18 protein-coding genes are annotated in these 15,305 nt (G+C 72.9%); 7 read left to right on the top strand and 11 right to left on the bottom strand.

Annotation, left to right across the window (positions count from 1 at the left end):
* Positions 1–5 precede the first annotated feature (5 nt).
* Positions 6–380: a hypothetical protein gene (locus AC6JBM_RS34595; protein ID WP_350621914.1), complete on the bottom strand. Its 375-nt coding sequence runs from the start codon at positions 378–380 to the stop codon at positions 6–8.
* Positions 381–450: 70 nt separating this feature from the next.
* Complete coding sequence (locus tag AC6JBM_RS34590; RefSeq protein WP_350621916.1) at positions 451–660, bottom strand: hypothetical protein; 210 nt, start codon at positions 658–660, stop codon at positions 451–453.
* Between the two features lie 185 nt (positions 661–845).
* Between AC6JBM_RS34590 and AC6JBM_RS34585 the strand changes: the two genes are divergently transcribed.
* From AC6JBM_RS34585 to AC6JBM_RS34575, 3 genes are read left to right on the top strand one after another with little or no spacing between them, the layout of a single operon-like run.
* The gene (locus tag AC6JBM_RS34585; RefSeq protein WP_497978176.1) at positions 846–1,241 is read left to right on the top strand and encodes a hypothetical protein; all 396 of its coding nucleotides are present in this window, start codon (positions 846–848) and stop codon (positions 1,239–1,241) included.
* Positions 1,242–1,288: 47 nt separating this feature from the next.
* Complete coding sequence (locus AC6JBM_RS34580) at positions 1,289–1,924, top strand: trimeric intracellular cation channel family protein (protein ID WP_497978175.1); 636 nt, start codon at positions 1,289–1,291, stop codon at positions 1,922–1,924.
* 54 nt (positions 1,925–1,978) lie between these two features.
* The gene (locus tag AC6JBM_RS34575) at positions 1,979–2,344 is read left to right on the top strand and encodes a VOC family protein (protein ID WP_497978174.1); all 366 of its coding nucleotides are present in this window, start codon (positions 1,979–1,981) and stop codon (positions 2,342–2,344) included.
* Between the two features lie 57 nt (positions 2,345–2,401).
* Here the strand turns inward: AC6JBM_RS34575 and AC6JBM_RS34570 are convergent, their stop codons facing one another.
* Both AC6JBM_RS34570 and AC6JBM_RS34565 read right to left on the bottom strand, forming a co-directional pair.
* Positions 2,402–3,607 (bottom strand): hypothetical protein, encoded by a 1,206-nt coding sequence (locus tag AC6JBM_RS34570; protein ID WP_497978173.1) that lies wholly within the window; start codon positions 3,605–3,607, stop codon positions 2,402–2,404.
* Between the two features lie 52 nt (positions 3,608–3,659).
* Positions 3,660–4,073 carry a WapI family immunity protein gene (locus AC6JBM_RS34565; protein ID WP_497978172.1) on the bottom strand — a complete coding sequence of 138 codons (414 nt, stop codon included), beginning with the start codon at positions 4,071–4,073 and terminating at the stop codon, positions 3,660–3,662.
* A gap of 76 nt (positions 4,074–4,149) precedes the next feature.
* Here AC6JBM_RS34565 and AC6JBM_RS34560 point away from each other — a divergent pair, with 76 nt between their 5' ends.
* Positions 4,150–4,578: a cupin domain-containing protein gene (locus AC6JBM_RS34560; RefSeq protein ID WP_350621928.1), complete on the top strand. Its 429-nt coding sequence runs from the start codon at positions 4,150–4,152 to the stop codon at positions 4,576–4,578.
* Positions 4,579–4,667: 89 nt separating this feature from the next.
* Here the strand turns inward: AC6JBM_RS34560 and AC6JBM_RS34555 are convergent, their stop codons facing one another.
* The 3 genes from AC6JBM_RS34555 to AC6JBM_RS34545 all read right to left on the bottom strand — a co-directional run bounded on the left by AC6JBM_RS34555 (position 4,668) and on the right by AC6JBM_RS34545 (position 7,014).
* On the bottom strand, positions 4,668–5,345 hold the full coding sequence (locus AC6JBM_RS34555) for a C40 family peptidase (protein WP_497978171.1): 678 nt from the start codon (positions 5,343–5,345) through the stop codon (positions 4,668–4,670).
* A 317-nt stretch (positions 5,346–5,662) separates the two neighbouring features.
* Entirely contained in the window at positions 5,663–6,145 is a 483-nt protein-coding gene (locus AC6JBM_RS34550; protein ID WP_497978170.1) for an aminoacyl-tRNA deacylase, read from the bottom strand.
* A complete protein-coding gene (locus AC6JBM_RS34545; protein WP_497978169.1) occupies positions 6,142–7,014 on the bottom strand; it encodes an LLM class flavin-dependent oxidoreductase in 873 nt (290 codons plus the stop codon). Before AC6JBM_RS34545 ends, AC6JBM_RS34550 begins: the two co-directional genes overlap by 4 nt.
* A 76-nt stretch (positions 7,015–7,090) precedes the next feature.
* On the opposite strand from AC6JBM_RS34545, the gene AC6JBM_RS34540 reads away from it, so the two are divergent.
* Both AC6JBM_RS34540 and AC6JBM_RS34535 read left to right on the top strand, forming a co-directional pair.
* Positions 7,091–8,449 carry an FAD-dependent oxidoreductase gene (locus AC6JBM_RS34540; RefSeq protein WP_497978168.1) on the top strand — a complete coding sequence of 453 codons (1,359 nt, stop codon included), beginning with the start codon at positions 7,091–7,093 and terminating at the stop codon, positions 8,447–8,449.
* 23 nt (positions 8,450–8,472) lie between these two features.
* Entirely contained in the window at positions 8,473–10,278 is a 1,806-nt protein-coding gene (locus tag AC6JBM_RS34535) for an alpha-amylase family glycosyl hydrolase (RefSeq protein WP_497978167.1), read from the top strand.
* A 193-nt stretch (positions 10,279–10,471) separates the two neighbouring features.
* On the opposite strand, the gene AC6JBM_RS34530 is transcribed toward AC6JBM_RS34535, so the two are convergent.
* The gene (locus AC6JBM_RS34530; protein ID WP_497978166.1) at positions 10,472–11,479 is read right to left on the bottom strand and encodes a S8 family serine peptidase; all 1,008 of its coding nucleotides are present in this window, start codon (positions 11,477–11,479) and stop codon (positions 10,472–10,474) included.
* Positions 11,410–12,066, bottom strand: coding sequence for a S8 family serine peptidase (locus AC6JBM_RS34525; protein ID WP_497978165.1), 657 nt, complete (start codon positions 12,064–12,066; stop codon positions 11,410–11,412). The genes AC6JBM_RS34530 and AC6JBM_RS34525 overlap by 70 nt, the downstream gene beginning before the upstream one ends.
* A gap of 152 nt (positions 12,067–12,218) precedes the next feature.
* Between AC6JBM_RS34525 and AC6JBM_RS34520 the strand changes: the two genes are divergently transcribed.
* Positions 12,219–12,569, top strand: a complete 351-nt coding sequence (locus tag AC6JBM_RS34520) for a hypothetical protein (RefSeq protein ID WP_497978164.1) — start codon at positions 12,219–12,221, stop codon at positions 12,567–12,569.
* A gap of 59 nt (positions 12,570–12,628) precedes the next feature.
* Here AC6JBM_RS34520 and AC6JBM_RS34515 read toward each other — a convergent pair whose 3' ends face one another.
* Positions 12,629–14,443 carry an arabinofuranosidase catalytic domain-containing protein gene (locus tag AC6JBM_RS34515; protein WP_497978163.1) on the bottom strand — a complete coding sequence of 605 codons (1,815 nt, stop codon included), beginning with the start codon at positions 14,441–14,443 and terminating at the stop codon, positions 12,629–12,631.
* Positions 14,444–14,657: 214 nt separating this feature from the next.
* The gene (locus AC6JBM_RS34510; protein ID WP_497978162.1) at positions 14,658–15,041 is read right to left on the bottom strand and encodes a hypothetical protein; all 384 of its coding nucleotides are present in this window, start codon (positions 15,039–15,041) and stop codon (positions 14,658–14,660) included.
* Positions 15,042–15,305: the final 264 nt, after the last annotated feature.

Below are 15,305 nucleotides of genomic sequence, written 5' to 3'. Positions count from 1 at the left end.
CCGGCTCAGCGGAACCCGCCGCGGAACCGGCGGAAGAAGCCGCCCTCCGGTGGCAGCGGCGGCGCGGCCGGGGGCGCGCTCGTGCGCTGGCGGGCGATCGGCCGGTCGTAGTCGGTCCGCGCGATCGCGTCGACGACCTGCGCCTCGGTGAAGTGCTCGGACCCCTCGATCATCGGGACGAACCCGACAAGGATGCCGTCGCGCATCACCTGCGCCTCCAGGCCGGCGGTGCCGTCGGTGTCCCACACCGCGACCCGGCCGTCGAACAGCTGCACCCGGACGCCGAACTGGCTCAGCCCGGCCTTCGCCATCTCCACGTGGGCCGGCACGCCGCGCTGACGCAGCGCGTCGACGACCCTGCGCGCCTCGAACTCGTCCATCCCGGAACGTTACCGCTGCACGCTGGGAGACGGCTGAGCGCGAGGCGCGAGGATCATGTACGACGACGGCTCACTTGGACGGCTGCGGCAGCTCGCAACTGATCTTCGGGTTGACCCCGAGATAGTTCAGCGGCCCCGCGATGATGGTGACCGCGATGGTGCCGGCCTTCGCGCAGTTCGCCTCGTCGCTGTTGAAGTAGCCGCGCTGACCCGCCGCGATGACGCCGATGATCAGCCAAATGACGAGAATGACCCCGCCGATCGAGGAACCCCGGCCCACTGCCTGCCTCCTTCTGAATGAGATCGACGGATTGATACCCCCGGGCGCCCCTGCCGCAAACCCCGTGCGTGACCCGCGTCGCTTTCGCTGTCGGCTTGGCAGCAAAGGGGGAGTGAACGGCGCCCGCGATCTCCTAGCGTGGCTCTCGCACGTTCTTCCGACGCGATTCTGGGAGTACCACCGATATGAGCGACGACGACTTCACGAGCTTCAGCACCGACCTCGACGGCAACGGCACCGACGACCCGGCGGCGATCTACACGCTCGACGACGGCAGCAATGTGCTCGTCGGCGACCTCGACCACGACGGCCAGTTCGACGTCGCGGCCCTCGACAGCGACGGCGACGGCGTCTACGAGCAGCTGTACGACGCGAGGACCGGCGAGGTCACGGACCTGACCGGCGACTCGGACCCCTCGGTCGCCGCCGACTACGACGGCTCCGGCGGCAACCTGGACGGCGACGTGAGCAGCGCCGACAGCGGCAGCTCCTCGGACGGCGGGTACTACGACGCGGCCGCCGTCTCCGACATGATGGCGATGCAGCACGAGGCCACGATGTCGGTGATCAACAACATCTGACGCGCGCGTGTGAAACGGCCGCCCGGGACACCGGGCGGCCGTTATACATGGTGCCTGTGAGCCCTCTCCTCGTCGCCGACCTCGTCGGCATCGCCGTGTTCGCGGCCTCCGGCGCCACCGCCGGGGTGGCCAAGCGGCTGGACCTGTTCGGCGTGGTGTTCGTCGGCTTCACCGCGGCGCTGGGCGGCGGGATCATGCGCGACGTCTTCGTGAACGTCCAGCCCAACGCGTTCGTGGACTGGCGCTACGCCGTGGTCGCGGTGCTGACCGCGGCCGCCACCTTCTGGCTGCACCCGGCCGTGAGCCGGCTGCGCTGGACGGTGCTCGTGCTGGACGCCGCCGGGCTGGGGCTGTTCGTGGTGACCGGCACGCTCAAGGCGCTCGACGCGGGCCTGCCGCCGATCGGCGCCTGCATCATCGGCATGATCACGGGCATCGGCGGCGGCCTGGCCCGCGACCTGCTCACCGGCGAGATCCCGACGGTGCTGCGCCGCGAGATCTACGCCGTGGCCGGGCTGATCGGGTGCGCCTCGGTCGCGGCGCTGGACGCGACGCACGTGCGGCGGCCGATCGCCATCGCGCTGGCCGCCACCCTGACGTTCGTGCTGCGCATGGTGGCCATCCGCCGCAACTGGTCCGCCCCGACCCCGGCCGGCGGCACCGAGCCGCGCGGGGAGTCCTGACACGGACGGGTATTCCTGACACGAGATGGCAGGAATGGGCGCGAAGATCGGGGCATGACTGGATTCGCGAGCCTCATCATGGTCAACATCGACTGCGCCGAGCCGCCGGTGCTGGCCACCTTCTACAGCGAGGTCCTCGGCTGGGACGTGACGCACAGCCAGGCCGAGTACGCCATGATCAGCGACGGCACGACGTCGATCGGGTTCGGGCAGCTGCCCGCGTACGAGGCGCCGACGTGGCCCGAGGGCCCGTCGCCGAAGCAGTTCCACCTCGACTTCTACGTGGACGACCTCGCCGACGCCGAGGCCCGCGCGCTCAAGCTGGGCGCGACGAAGCCGGAGTTCCAGCCGGGCGCCGAGCGCTACACGGTGCTGCAGGACCCGGCCGGCCACCCGCTCTGCCTCTGCCTGCGCTCGTAGGAGCCGGCACGGCCACAGAACACCTAGCGGCTCAGAACACCTAGCGGCTCAGGACACCTAGCGGCTCAGGGTGGAGCCCGAGACGGACGGCGGCCTCGCGCCGAGGAAGAAGATGCCGGGGAAGCCGTCCGTCTCGAAGCCGGCGCTCGGGTTCTTGCGCAGGGTCGAGCCCTCGATCGACATGGTGCCGGTGCGGTCGTTGCTCACGAAGAAGACCGCGCCGCCGCCCTCGTTGGCCTTGTTCTGCTCGATCAGCGTGCCGGCGAGCTTGACGGTGAAGTTGTCGCCGTCGCAGTAGATCGCGCCGCCGCTGCCGCCGCCGGGGGTGCCGGAGCGGGCCGGGTTGGCACCGCGGCCGACGGCCGAGTTGTAGGAGAAGAGGCTGTTCAGGACCACCCAGGAGACCTGGATGCTGCTCAGCGCGCCGCCGTTCGCGCACACGCCGCCCTGGCCGGATGCGCCGCCGAACGTGCTGCCGACGATGTAGACGGGCTTGTTCTGGTACTGGCTGAGCACCCGCACCGCGGCGCCGCCCAGGTCCGGGCCGGTGTCGTCGCAGCGGTTGCGCACGAACTTGGTGTTGACCGCCTTGAAGCGCCCGCCGCGCACGAGGATCGCGCCGCCGCCCCCGCCCTCGGTCTTGTCGCCAGTCGAGTTGCCGTCGGCGAAGACGATGTTCTGCACCGTCAGTGCGGGGGTCGCCTGGTCCTGGCAGTGGTCGGTGGTCCACTCGAGGCTCTTGTCGCAGGTGTTCTGGTACAGAATCCGGCGCTTGCCCTCGCCGCTCAGCGTCACCTTGCCGCCGCCGTCGATGACCACCTTGGCCGAGCGGTTGCGGACCTTCGCGGTCTGCTTGACCACGATGGTCACCGCGCCCGGGCCGCAGTTGAACGTGATCACCCCGCCGCCCGAGACGGCCGAGACGAAGCTCTCCGAGGTGCAGCTGGCCGGGCTGCCGTCGCCGACCACCTTCGTCGGCTGGGCCGTGCTCTCGGCCTTGGCCTCGGCCGGGATCGCCGCCTTGCCGGACGGGTTGCCGAAGGCGAACGGGGCCGCGGCGGCGGCCTGGCCGGTGCTCGACGCGCCGGGGGCGGCCCCGAGGGCGCCGACGCCGGCCGAGTCCGGCTCCGCGCCGCCCGGCGCGGAGGAGCCGGCGGCGGCGGATTCGTGCTCGCCGGGAGCGGCCGCACCCGGCCCGTCCTGGCCGCAGCCCGCCAGCGCGAGCGCCGCCACCAGCAGCATTGCCCCGAAGCGCTTTCGCATTGGGCGATGGTAGCCCGGGGGCCCCGGCGCACTGGTGATGCCCATGTGACGCTCAGCGGCGGCGCAGCTCGCGGTCCCAGTCCACGGCCGCCGACTCCAGGGCCTCCGTGGTCAGGTCGAGGGTCACGGGGTAGTCGAACGTCATCTCGCGCTCGGGGCCGAGCCACTCGGGGGCGGTGGAGCGGGAGAAGCCGACCACGAGGCGGGGCTCGCCGACCTCGTGCTCGTCGATGGTGAAGGACAGGTCCGCGAACGTGAGGCGGTCCTGCAGCTCGATGCGGCCCTTCGCGGCCTTGAGCAGCCAGTCGGCCAGGCGCTTGGCCTCCTCCGCGGTCAGGGCCGGGGCCCGGAACCGCCAGGCCCGCCCGTCGAGCGCGTCGACGGCCCCCTCGACGAGCAGCGGCTCGCCGGCCGCCTTGATCACTCGCAACTCGACGAAGGCCCCGGTGCGCGTCTGCAGTCTCACGCGCCCAGCATCGCAAACCGCCGGGCGCCCCACTACAGGCGAAAGGGCGGTTCGCAAGGGCGGATACGGTACCCCCATGAGACCGCACCTGGCCGAGCACCTCGACCTGCAGCCGCACCCCGAGGGCGGCTGGTACCGCGAGACCTGGCGCTCGCCGGTGACCCTCGACCCGCCCGGCTACGACGGCCCCCGCAGCGCCGCCACCGCGATCTACTTCCTGCTGCACCCGGGCGAGGAGTCCGCCTGGCACGTGGTCCGCTCCGACGAGCTGTGGTTCTGGCACTCGGGCGGCCCGCTGACGCTGCGCCTCGGCGGCTCCGGCGACCGGCCCGGCCCCGGCCCGGAGGCGCTGCTCGGCGCGGATGTCGCGGCCGGTCAGCGCCCCCAGGTCCTCGTGCCCGGCGGCGTCTGGCAGTCCGCCGCCCCCGCCGGCGACGAGCCGGTGCTGGTCAGCTGCGTCGTGGCGCCCGGCTTCGACTTCGCCGACTTCCGCCTGTCCGGCTGACCGCGCGATTCCCGGGACAATTCCGCGCGTATCCCACGCGTGGTATTCGGCGGTTTCCGGCGGTTGATGGCCCGACGGTTCATGAGCCGTCAGTTCATGACCCGCCGGGCGAAACGGAACGCGTAGACGCTGGAGACCTTCACGCCGCCGCGTTCGGTCGACGCGTGCACCATGCGGCCGCCGCCGATGTAGATGCCCACATGGCCCGAGCTCGGGAACACCAGGTCGCCCGGCTGCAGGTCGCCCCGCGACACCGGGCGCCCGACGCCGGCGAGGCCGCCGGTCGAGCGCGGCAGCGCGATGCCCAGGTTGCGGTACGCGGCGACGACGAGCCCCGAGCAGTCGAACGCGTCCGGGCCGGTGGAGCCGAACGCGTAGTCCTTGCCGACCTGGGCCATCGCGAAGCCGACGACGCCGCCGGAGTACCCGGCGCCGTTGGGTGCGGCGGCGGTGCGGCGGGTCTTGGGGCGCGGGGCCGGCTTCGAGGCGGGCGGCCGGGTGGCGCGCGACCGGGTCGCCGGGGCGGTCTTCGGCGGGCGGGAGGCCCGGGTCGACCGGGAGGCCCGGGCGCCGGTGGCCCGGGCGGACTCCGTGACCGGTGCGGCCGCCGGGGCGGGTGCGGCGGGCGCGGGCGGCTGCGCGGGACGGATGCCCCGGGAGACGCCGCGCAGCTCGGCCAGGCGGTCCGGGAACTCGGCGGTGGTGCGGGGGCCGGGCGCGGCCTGAGCCGGGGCCGGCTGGGCCGCGTGGGTCGAGTTGCCGCTCATCAGCGCGCCGCCGAGGACGGTGCAGACGATGGTGCAGGCGGTCGTGGCCGCCGCCAGGTTGCGGCGTACGTCATGTCTGGACAGGTGTGGCTCCCCGTTCGGCCCGGGGCACTCGTGCGCTCCTCCGATCCGCTGACCAAACCGCGGCCGGCGCGGCGGCGAATGGTGCCCGCCGCGCCGGATCGGAAGACCCGGGCAATGATCTCTGCCGAGAGCCAAAGTAGAACCGACGCATCCGATTTGCCGGTCATTTGCCGAAAAATTCCCGCATCGGCGGGGTTCATTCCGGATGTACCGGCGGAAAACAGACCCGTCGATCAAGCTTTCGATGCCGGTGGTTCCGCCTCGGAGATGTCCGCCACCGTGGCGCCCAGGGCCTCGATGGCGGCGTCGGCCGCCACCGCGAGGGCAATCCCGTGACGGCCGCCGCCCAGGCTGATCGCGCGGCCTCGGATGCGCTCGTCGGCGATGACCGGCCACGCCGTCGTGGAGCCGAACGGGGTGATCGTGCCGCGCTCGAACCCGGTCGCGGCCTTGGCCGTGGCCGCGTCCGGCATCGACATGCGGGCCACGCCGAGCAGGGCCCGCAGCTTCGGCCAGGAGATGACCCGGTCGCCGGGGACGAGCACGAAGCGGTAGTCGTCGTCGGCGAGCCGGACCACGATCGTCTTCACCACGTCGGCGACCGCGACCCCGCGGGCCGCGGCGGCCTCGGCCAGGCTGCGCACGGGCCCGTGCTCGACGACCCGGTAGCCGATGCCGCTGGCGGCCACCGCCGCGACGGCCGGATTGCCGCTCACGGGACCAGCGGCCGGACGCGTTCGGCCACGAACCGTACAAAACCCTCCGGATCCGGATCGTCGGGCGTCGGCTGCAGGATCACCCGGTCGGCGCCCGCCTCCGCCCAGCGGCGCACGCCCGCGGCGATCACGTGCTCGTCCCCGGCGATCAGCACGTCGGCGTCGGCGGTGTAGTTCCAGCGCACCCGCTCGGCCGCCAGCCGCGCCTCGGCGCCCGGCCCGGTCGCGGCGTGCAGGTACATCACGATCTCGTGGCCGCCGGTGCGCCCCGCGGCCGTGCGGCCCTCCTCGACCAGGGCACGGGCGCGGCGTACCCCGTCGATGTCGGTGCCCGCCGTGAGCACCGTGCCGTCGGCGACCTCCCCGGACAGCCGGAGCGTCCTGGGACCCGTCGCACCCACCAGGATCGGCGCGGGCCCGGTCGGCGGCCAGTCCAGGGCGACGGCGTCGAGGCGCACGTAGCGGCCCTGCGTGGACAGCCGCTCGCCGGCCAGCAGGGCGCGCAGGGCCAGCGTGTACTCCCGCAGCAGCGTCATCGGCGACTCCGCCCGGACGCCGACCTGCCCCATCCAGTCCTGCACCCCGTGCCCCACGGCGATGCTCGCCCGTCCCGGGAACATCCGCAGCAACGTGGCGGTCTCCATCGCGGCGACCGCCACGTTGCGCAGCGGCACCGGCAGCAGCCCGACCCCGACCCGCAGCCGGTCCGACCAGGCCAGGGCCGCGGCGGCGGTGGTCAGGCCGCCCTCCAGGAAGCAGTCCTCCCACAGCCACAGCTCCTCGAGCCCGGCCTCGTCGGCGGCGGTCACGATGGATCGCAGCCGCTCGGGCGGCAGCTGCGGCAGAAAAACAGCACCGAGCGTCGTCATGAAGGTCAGTCTCCCACCGACTGTCGGCTACCTTGCCGTTCCCGGTCCGTGGCACGGGATGGAACGCGGGGAGGGTATGACGCAAGGACACGCCGTCGTACTCGGCGGCAGCATGGCGGGCCTGCTCACGGCGCGGGTCCTGACCGGGCACTTCGCGCGGGTGACCATCGTCGAGCGCGACGAGCTCGAGGGCACCTGGGCCGGGGATCCGGCCGCCGATCCGCGGGAGCGGGAGGTGCGCCGCGGGGTCCCGCAGGGCCGGCACGCGCACGGGCTGCTCGCGGCCGGGCTCAACGTGATCGAGGAGCTGTTCCCGGGCGCGGCGAAGGAGCTGGCCGCGGCCGGGGTGCCGGCCGGGGACGTGCTGGGCAACGTGCGTTTCTGCGCGAACGGGTTCCGGCTCAAGCAGGTGCCGATCGGCCTGGGGGCGCTGTCGTTCAGCCGGCCGTACCTGGAGTCGTACGTGCGGTCCCGGGTGTTCGCGCTGCCCGGCGTGACCGTGCGGGGCGGCACGGACATCGCCGGGATCGAGGCGGACGCCGCGCGGGCGCGCGTCACCGGCGCGCGGATCCACCCGCGGACCGGCGGCCCGGAGACGCTCGGGGCGGACCTGGTCGTCGACGCGACCGGGCGCGGCTCGCGGGCCCCGCGCTGGCTCGGGGAGCTGGGCTACGAGCCGCCGGCCGAGGAGCGGCTGCACGTCGACCTGGCCTACGTCTCCCGGCACTACGCGGTCGACCCGGCGCTGCTCGACGGCGACATCGCGATCATCATCGGGCCCTCGGCCGCGGCCCCGCGCGGGGGCGCGGTCATGCTGCAGGAGGGGGGCCGGGCGGTCATCACCCTCTTCGGCATCCTCGGCGACCACGCGCCGCTGGACGACGCCGGCTTCCGGGCCTACGCGAAGCGGCTGCCGCTGCCGTACGTCTCCGACATCATCGAGGCGTCGCAGGCGCTGGACGACGAGGCGGTCCGGTTCCGCTACCCGGCGAGCACGCGGCACCGGTACGACCGCCTGCGCCGCTTCCCGAAGGGCTTCGTGGTCGTGGGGGACGCGATGTGCTCCTTCAACCCGATGTACGGCCAGGGCATGTCGGTCGCGGGCGTGGAGGCGCTGCGGCTGGGCGAGGCGCTCGGCCGCGGCGGGGAGGTCGACGCCCTGCGGTTCTTCCGCGCGGTCCGGCCGATCGTCGACATCCCGTGGCAGATCGCCACCGGCGGCGACGCGGCCCTGCCGGGCGTGGAGGGGCCGAAGGACGCGCGGACGCGGCTGGTGAACCGATACCTGGATCGGCTGTACGCCACCGCGGCCCACGACGAGGTGGTCTCGCTCGCGTTCAGCCGGGTCACGAACCTGCTGGACCCGCCGGCCGCGCTGCTGCGGCCGGGGATCGCCCGCCGGGTGCTGGGCCGGCGACGCCGGGCGACCGCATAGGCGATTCGTGGGACCATCGGGGGGTGTCGTACCGCCGGATCGCCGACATCGACTTCGCCGCGCTCACCCGGGGTCCGTTCCACCCGTCCCCGGACGACTGGGCCGACGAGGTCCTGTACTTCCTGCTGGTCGACCGCTTCTCCGACGGCGCCGAGCGCGGCTACCGGGACAACGACGGCGCGACCGTCGCGACCGGGGCCACGCCGCCGCTGCGCGAGGCCGACCACGGCAATGCGGTCACGACGCCACAGGACGCGGCCCGGTGGCGCGACGCCGGCGTGGACTGGGCCGGCGGCACCCTGGCCGGGCTGCGCGGCAAGCTCGGCTATCTGCGCCGGCTCGGGGTCACCGCGATCTGGGTGAGTCCCGTGCTCCGGCAGGTCGCGGGGCAGCCGTCGTATCACGGGTACGCCATCCAGGACTTTCTCGACGTCGATCCGCACTTCGGGCGGCCGGAGGACCTGCGGGCGCTGGTCGCGGACGCCCACGCGCAGGGGCTGCGGGTGATCCTCGACGTGGTGCTCAACCACGCCGGGGACGTCTTCGGCTACGAGGGCGACAGCCGGCCCGTCTGGACCGGGCAGCGCTACCCGGTGAAGGGCTTCCGCGACGAGGACGGGGCCGCCGTGCTCCCGGTCGGCCCCATTCCGGAGTCGCGGCCGCACGGCGGCGTCTGGCCCGCCGAGCTGCAGAGCACCGCGACGTTCACCGGCAAGGGGCGCATCGCCGACTGGGACCGGTTCCCGGAGTACCTGGAGGGCGACTTCGAGGGCCTCAAGGACATCGCGCTCGGCGAGGGACCGCTGGAGGACTACCGGCCCTCGGCGGCGCTGGTGGCCCTCGTGCGCGCGTACCAGTACTGGATCGCCTACGCCGATCTCGACGGCTTCCGCGTGGACACGGTCAAGCACATGGACCCGGGCGCGGCCCGCTTCTTCGCCGCCGCCGTCCACGAGTTCGCGCAGTCGATCGGCAAGGAGCGCTTCTCCCTCGTCGCCGAGATCACCGGCGACCGCGCGTTCGCCTGCCAGACCCTCGACGCGGTCGGCATGGACGCCGCGCTCGGCCTGGCCGACGTGCAGGACCGCCTCGAGCGGGTGGCCAAGGGCACCGCCGACCCGGCCGAGTACTTCGCGCTGTTCCGCAACTCGCTGCAGGTCGGCCGCGAGTCGCACACCTGGTTCCGGGACAAGGTCGTGACCAGCTACGACGACCACGACCAGGTGCGCAAGGGCCCCTGGAAGGCGCGCTTCGCGGCGGGCGAGCCGGGCCGCCGGCTGGCCCTCGTGGCGCTCGCGCTCAACGTCGCCACGCTCGGCATCCCGTGCGTCTACTACGGCTCCGAGCAGGATTTCGACGGCGAGGGCGGGCACGACCGGTACATCCGCGAGGCCATGTTCGGCGGCGCGTTCGGCCCGTTCCGCAGCCGCGGCGGGCACGCGTTCGACGAGGAGCACGAGACCTACCGGCAGCTCAAGCAGATCCTGGCGGTCCGGCGGCGGCTCCCGGCGCTGCGGCGGGGGCGGCAGTACCTGCGCCCGACCTCGGCCGACGGCGTGGTCTTCGCCCCGCCGGGCGCCCGCGGCCTGCTGCCGTGGTCGCGCATCTTCGCCGACCACGAGGTGCTGGTCGCGGTCAACACCGACCCGGACCGCGTGCGCACGGCCTGGGTGACCGTCGACAACGACCTGCACGCGGAGGGCGACCGGCTCACCTGCCGCTACTCCAGCGAGCCGGCCTTCGCGGGCGGCCAGGTCTCGGTCTCGGCCCGCAACGGCAAGGCCGTCCAGCTCACCCTGCCCCCGGCGGGGATCGTCATCTACGAATAGGGCGCATAGTCTGACCGTCCATGGACGCCATGGGCCGGGACCTCGCGCACGCGCTGCGCACGGGGCCGTTCTCGGCCGTCCTGCACCTGGCCATCGACCGGCTCTTCACCGACGGCACGAGCGTGACCAAGATGCTCGGGGATCTCGATCGCTGGATGTACCACGAGCTGACCCGGCTCAGCCTCCACGACCTCTACCGGGTCGGCCCGCGCCGCGAGGAGCTCGGCCTGGGCGTGCGCCAGGTGTTGCGGGCCAACATCGACCGGGTGTCGCGGACCGTGGCCATCTTCGCCGGTGACGACCCCGCGGCGCAGGTCTCGGTGCGGGCGGTCCGCAACTGCCGGCTCGGGCGCGTCCGCACCGAGGAGGCCACCGGGCTGGTCGCGGCCGAGATCATCTTCGATCGCATGGGCGACTGGTCCTCGACGCCGGTGAACCTGAGCGCCACACTCTGCCCGGCATAGGCGCTCAGGTTCACCGTCTTCTCGGCGTACCCGCTGGTCTTGTCGAGGTTCGACCAGCTCGCGACGGCCGTGCCGTTCGCGGTCAGGGTCAGCCGGTCGTAGACGACGTTCTCGTACTCGGCGGTGGTGACGCGCATCCAGAAGCGCAGGGTGGCGGTGCCGGCCGGGATCGTCACCTGCTGGGCCAGCGTGTCGGTCTGGACCCGGCCGCCCCCGTTGAGCCAGGCGTTGCGCGTGCCGGTCCGGGCCGGGTACTGCGACCAGGTGCCGATGACGTTCGCGGTCGCGGTCCAGGGGGCCGTGCCGTTCTCGAAGCCCGGGTTCCCGACCGGCTGCTGCGGCGGCGGCTCGCTGCCGCCGATGAAGCCGGTGTAGAGCAGCAGGTTGGGCGATCCGCTGCCCGCGCCGCTGATCCGCCCGCCGGTCGCGTTCGACACCAGCGCGGAGCGGACCTGGGCCGGGGTCGCCGACGGGTTCTGGGCGAGGTAGAGGGCCACCGCGCCGGTCACGTGCGGCGAGGCCATCGAGGTGCCGGTCATGGTGGCGCTGCCGGTGTTGCTGGAGTACGACGCCGACACGATGCTCGTGCCCGGCGCGAACAGGTCCAGGCAGGAGCCGTAGGTGCTGCTGGAGTTGCGCGCGTCGGCGCTCGTGGAGTTGCCGACGGTCAGGGCGGCCGCGACCCCCTGCGGGCTGTAGTAGCAGGCGTCGTCGCCGTTGTTGCCGGCCGCCTGCACGAACTGGACCCCCGAGTCTTGGCCACGCCGTAGGACGTGCCGACTGCCGTCCCGGCCACGTGCGTGCCGTGGCCGTGGCAGTCGGCCGGGCTGCTGTCGTTGTCGACGATGTCGACGCCCTGCCGCACCCGCCCGCTGAACTCGACGTGGCCGGCGTTGATGCCGGTGTCGAGCACGTAGACGGTCACGCCCTGGCCCGCGCTCGCCGGGTACTCGTAGCGCTGGTTCAGCGGCAGCGCGGCCTGGTCGATGCGGTCGTCGCCCCAGTTCGGCGGGCTGCTCTGGGTGTCCTGCACGGTGATGCGCTGGACGGCCTCGACGGAGGCGACGCCCGGGTCCGCGGCCAGGCGCCTGGCCTGGGCCTCGGACATGGCGGTGGAGTACCAGCCGGCGGACCGGTGCCGGGTCTGGCCGCCGTACTGCTGGATGAGCCGGTCGGTCCGGTCCGCCTGCTTGAGGGTCACGATGTACCGGCCCGGGACCGCGTTCGGGCCTTCGTCCTGGATGACGCCGACGGGCTCGGCGAACGCCGGCGCCCCGATCAGCACGGTGGTAAGCGCCGCGAGTGCGGCGGCCGCGCTCTTCATGGCCGGTGACCGTAGAAGCGCGTCGACGTTCACCGATACACCGCACAACCTTCGGCGGCCGATCGGTGTTCGGTAAACAGGTTATGGACGCTCGCCGATGACACAATGAAGCGGTAGGATCACCGGTCGTTACATCGATCGGCAGGAGGGCGATGGTGCGAACCCGCGAGGTGCCCGACCCCATCTTCGAGAAGCTGATCGGCGCGCTGATCTGCGAGTCCGCGACCGCCGTGCTGGCCCAGCGGTCCCGGGGCGCGACCCTGCACGCCGGCGAGGCGTTCGGCCGGGTGCTGGCCTGGCTGTGGGAGACCGAGAGCGATGACGTCGTACCGTACGTCGCCGACCTGACCGCCCAGGTGCGCTACCACGCCCCGGACGCCGACGCGGACGTGTCGCTGGAGGACGTCCTGGCCGCGATCGGCCGCGCCGCGGCCCCCATGCCCCCGGCCGAGGGCGCGGCGATGCTGGCCTGCCTGCGCGCGGGGCTGCCGGCCTACCTCTGAGCGCACATGGAAACGGGCGCGGGGTTGGCCCCGCGCCCGTTCCGCTCCGGTGGGACGTGCTAGTTCAGCGCGAACTTCTGTGCCGCCGAACCGTTGCAGTCCCAGATCTGCAGGCGCGTGCCGTTGGCCGTCGCGCCGTTGGGGGAGTCGAGGCAGCGGCCCGACTGCGGGTTCTTCAGCGAGCCGTCGGCCTGCTGCTGGAAGATCTGGCCGCCGACGCCGTTGCAGTCCCACAGCTCGACCTGGGCGCCGTTGGCCGTACCGTTGCCCACGATGTCCAGGCAGCGGCCCAGGGTGCGCAGCGATCCGTTGGACTGGTGGAACCAGTGCTGGTCCACGGCGTAGGACTGGCAGTCCCACAGCTGCACGGCGGTGCCGTTCGTGCCCGAGTCGTCCGCGGCCACGTCGACGCACTTGCCGCCGGGGCCGACGTCGGTGCCGCCGCCGTTCACGGCGAACTTCTGCGCCGCGGAGCCGTTGCAGTCCCAGATCTGCAGGCGCGTGCCGTTGCCGGTCGCCCCGCTGGGCGAGTCGAGGCAGCGGCCCGACTGCGGGTTCTTCAGCGAGCCGTCGGCCTGCTGGATCCACTTCTGGCCGCCGACGCCGTTACAGTCCCACAGCTCGACCTGGGTGCCGTTGGCCGTACCGTTGCCGTTGATGTCCAGGCAGCGGTTCAGGGTGCGCAGCGAGTTGTCCGCGAAGTGCGTCCAGTGCTGGTCCTCGGCGTAGGTCTGGCAGTCCCACAGCTGCACGCCGGTGCCGCTGGAACCGGTGTCGTCCGCGGCCACGTCGACGCACTTGCCGCCGGGGCCGGTGACGGTGCCCTGCGGGCCGTTCGGGACGTTGGTCTGGCCGCTGTAGCCGACGCTGACCACGTTGGCCTGGATCGCGTTCTCGGCGGCGTCGGTCGGGTAGCCGGCCACCATCGCGCCCTCGAACCAGGTGCCCCGGTTGCGGTTGCTGTTGTCGCCGCCGATGCCCAGGATGATGCCGCCCTCCTGGTGCATGGGCCGGTAGCCCTGCTTGTCGGTCGGCAGCGCGCCGTTCCACCAGGTGGTGAGCCCGCCGGACTGCGAGTTGCCGCCCTTGAGCGCGTAGGTGGTCTGGCCGTTGTTCTTCAGCACGGCGGTGACGTAGGCCGAGTTGTTGCCCGGGTTCGGGTTCGACCCGTTGCCGCCCTGGAACATGCCGTTCTCCATGTCCGCCTCGATCCACGGGCCGGAGCCCTGGCACGGCGGGAAGAAGCACGTCGTCGCGATGCTGATCGCGTCCATGTGGCCGTTGCCGGTGTCGTACGGCGTCGACTCGGCGTTGCCGTAGTCGAAGCAGCAGTCCGAGCCGACGTGCGTGCCGCTGGCGACCATGTAGACGCCCTCGGCCTGGCCGTTGACCGCCACGCCGGGCGCCCGGCCGTTGAACCGGTAGCCGACGCCGGGGGAGACCCACACGCCGTACACCTTGTGGCCGCCCGCGGTCACCGCGATCTCGCTTGCGTCCGCGCCGCGGTCGCCGGAGCCGGCCCCGCCGTCGGGGGCGATCGTCAGGTCGCTGTGGTTGGCGGTCTGGTCGTAGATCCGCGTGATGCGGCACGTGGTGCCGTTGCAGTAGGCGTCCTGGTCGCCGGCGTTGGCGTAGCCGCCCGCGGCGAGCAGGCCGATGTTGTGCAGGCCGCCGTCGGAGGCGCGCTGCACCTGGTAGAGCGGCCCGTTGTACGCCGAGAACAGCGCGCGGGTCGTGCTGTGGGCGGCCACGCACGCCGTGCCGTTGGCCGCGTAGATGTCGCAGGGCAGGGTGCCGGCGGCCTGGGCCGTGCCGGTCAGCCCGACGATGGCGGCGGCGGTGAGGGCCAGGCTCGCGGCAGCGGAGAGGACCATCCTCCGCCGCCGGCCCGGTCGTGATCGACTGACCACGGTTGGACCTCTTTCTTTCGGGGGAAGGGTCCGATTGGCGGCGGACCCGGCGAAGCATCGGTGTCCTAGTATGCGTATTCGCGATCGTCTTTGGTAGAACTTGTTGACAAGTGTTGGATCGCTGCTCCCGCCGTGTGGTGCATCGCGCAGGCGAGTCCGGGCCGCATGCGCGACCCGATCACCCGAGCCGCTCGTCCAGCGACCGATGCGAGCGCTCGTAGAAGATCCCGTACGCCGGGGCGCCGGGCACCCACAGGTCGTCGGGGTCGCGGGCGAGGTACCGGCGAATCGCCCCCTCGAAGTCGACGCGCGCGGCATCCCAGGACTCGCGGCCCTCCCCGACGATCCAGAGGCACAGGTCCTCGGTGTCGTCCTCGGAGTACTGCACGCCGTCGACCACGGGCCCGTCCCAGTAGTCGGCGAGCTCTTCGGCCGCCGCCTCGAACGAGCCCTGATAGTCCACGATCTCGTCCTCGCTGGCCTCGCGCAGCCAGCCGACGAGCCGCGCCTGACTGCGTCCGTGCGACTCGAGCACGTCCCAGAACCGGTCGGACACCTCCACGCGGCCTTCATACCACCCGGAACGCTCCGGAGGAGCCTCTCCCGCGCGGATGAGCGCGAGCGCCAGGGTGCCCGGATTTCGCGTCGGGGCGGGGCCGCGCGACAACTCCGTCAGCGTCGGCGCCGCGGGCATCCGCCACCGCGTGACGATCGGCGGCGGCCCGAGCCGCGCGCGGGTCGCCGGGGCCACGGCCGGCCGCCGGGGCACTGTCGCAACACGTGCCCGGAGCTGCTCGGGGCCGTGTGAACGCGGCGGCGCCGGGCA

It is taken from the genome of Dactylosporangium thailandense (assembly GCF_059739745.1).
The sequence above is the reverse complement of the archived record's forward strand: the minus strand, read 5'-3'. Positions and strand labels throughout refer to the sequence as shown.

Bases quoted from the DNA above. Each gene is read 5' to 3' on its own strand.
- AC6JBM_RS34595 (WP_350621914.1), bottom strand. From the start codon at position 380: ATGGACGAGTTCGAGGCGCGCAGGGTCGTCGACGCGCTGCGTCAGCGC.
- AC6JBM_RS34585 (WP_497978176.1), top strand. From the start codon at position 846: ATGAGCGACGACGACTTCACGAGCTTCAGCACCGACCTCGACGGCAAC.
- AC6JBM_RS34580 (WP_497978175.1), top strand. From the start codon at position 1,289: ATGGTGCCTGTGAGCCCTCTCCTCGTCGCCGACCTCGTCGGCATCGCC.
- AC6JBM_RS34575 (WP_497978174.1), top strand. From the start codon at position 1,979: ATGACTGGATTCGCGAGCCTCATCATGGTCAACATCGACTGCGCCGAG.
- AC6JBM_RS34570 (WP_497978173.1), bottom strand. From the start codon at position 3,607: ATGCGAAAGCGCTTCGGGGCAATGCTGCTGGTGGCGGCGCTCGCGCTG.
- AC6JBM_RS34560 (WP_350621928.1), top strand. From the start codon at position 4,150: ATGAGACCGCACCTGGCCGAGCACCTCGACCTGCAGCCGCACCCCGAG.
- AC6JBM_RS34555 (WP_497978171.1), bottom strand. From the start codon at position 5,345: ATGAGCGGCAACTCGACCCACGCGGCCCAGCCGGCCCCGGCTCAGGCC.
- AC6JBM_RS34545 (WP_497978169.1), bottom strand. From the start codon at position 7,014: ATGACGACGCTCGGTGCTGTTTTTCTGCCGCAGCTGCCGCCCGAGCGG.
- AC6JBM_RS34540 (WP_497978168.1), top strand. From the start codon at position 7,091: ATGACGCAAGGACACGCCGTCGTACTCGGCGGCAGCATGGCGGGCCTG.
- AC6JBM_RS34525 (WP_497978165.1), bottom strand. From the start codon at position 12,066: ATGAAGAGCGCGGCCGCCGCACTCGCGGCGCTTACCACCGTGCTGATC.
- AC6JBM_RS34520 (WP_497978164.1), top strand. From the start codon at position 12,219: ATGGTGCGAACCCGCGAGGTGCCCGACCCCATCTTCGAGAAGCTGATC.
- AC6JBM_RS34515 (WP_497978163.1), bottom strand. From the start codon at position 14,443: ATGGTCCTCTCCGCTGCCGCGAGCCTGGCCCTCACCGCCGCCGCCATC.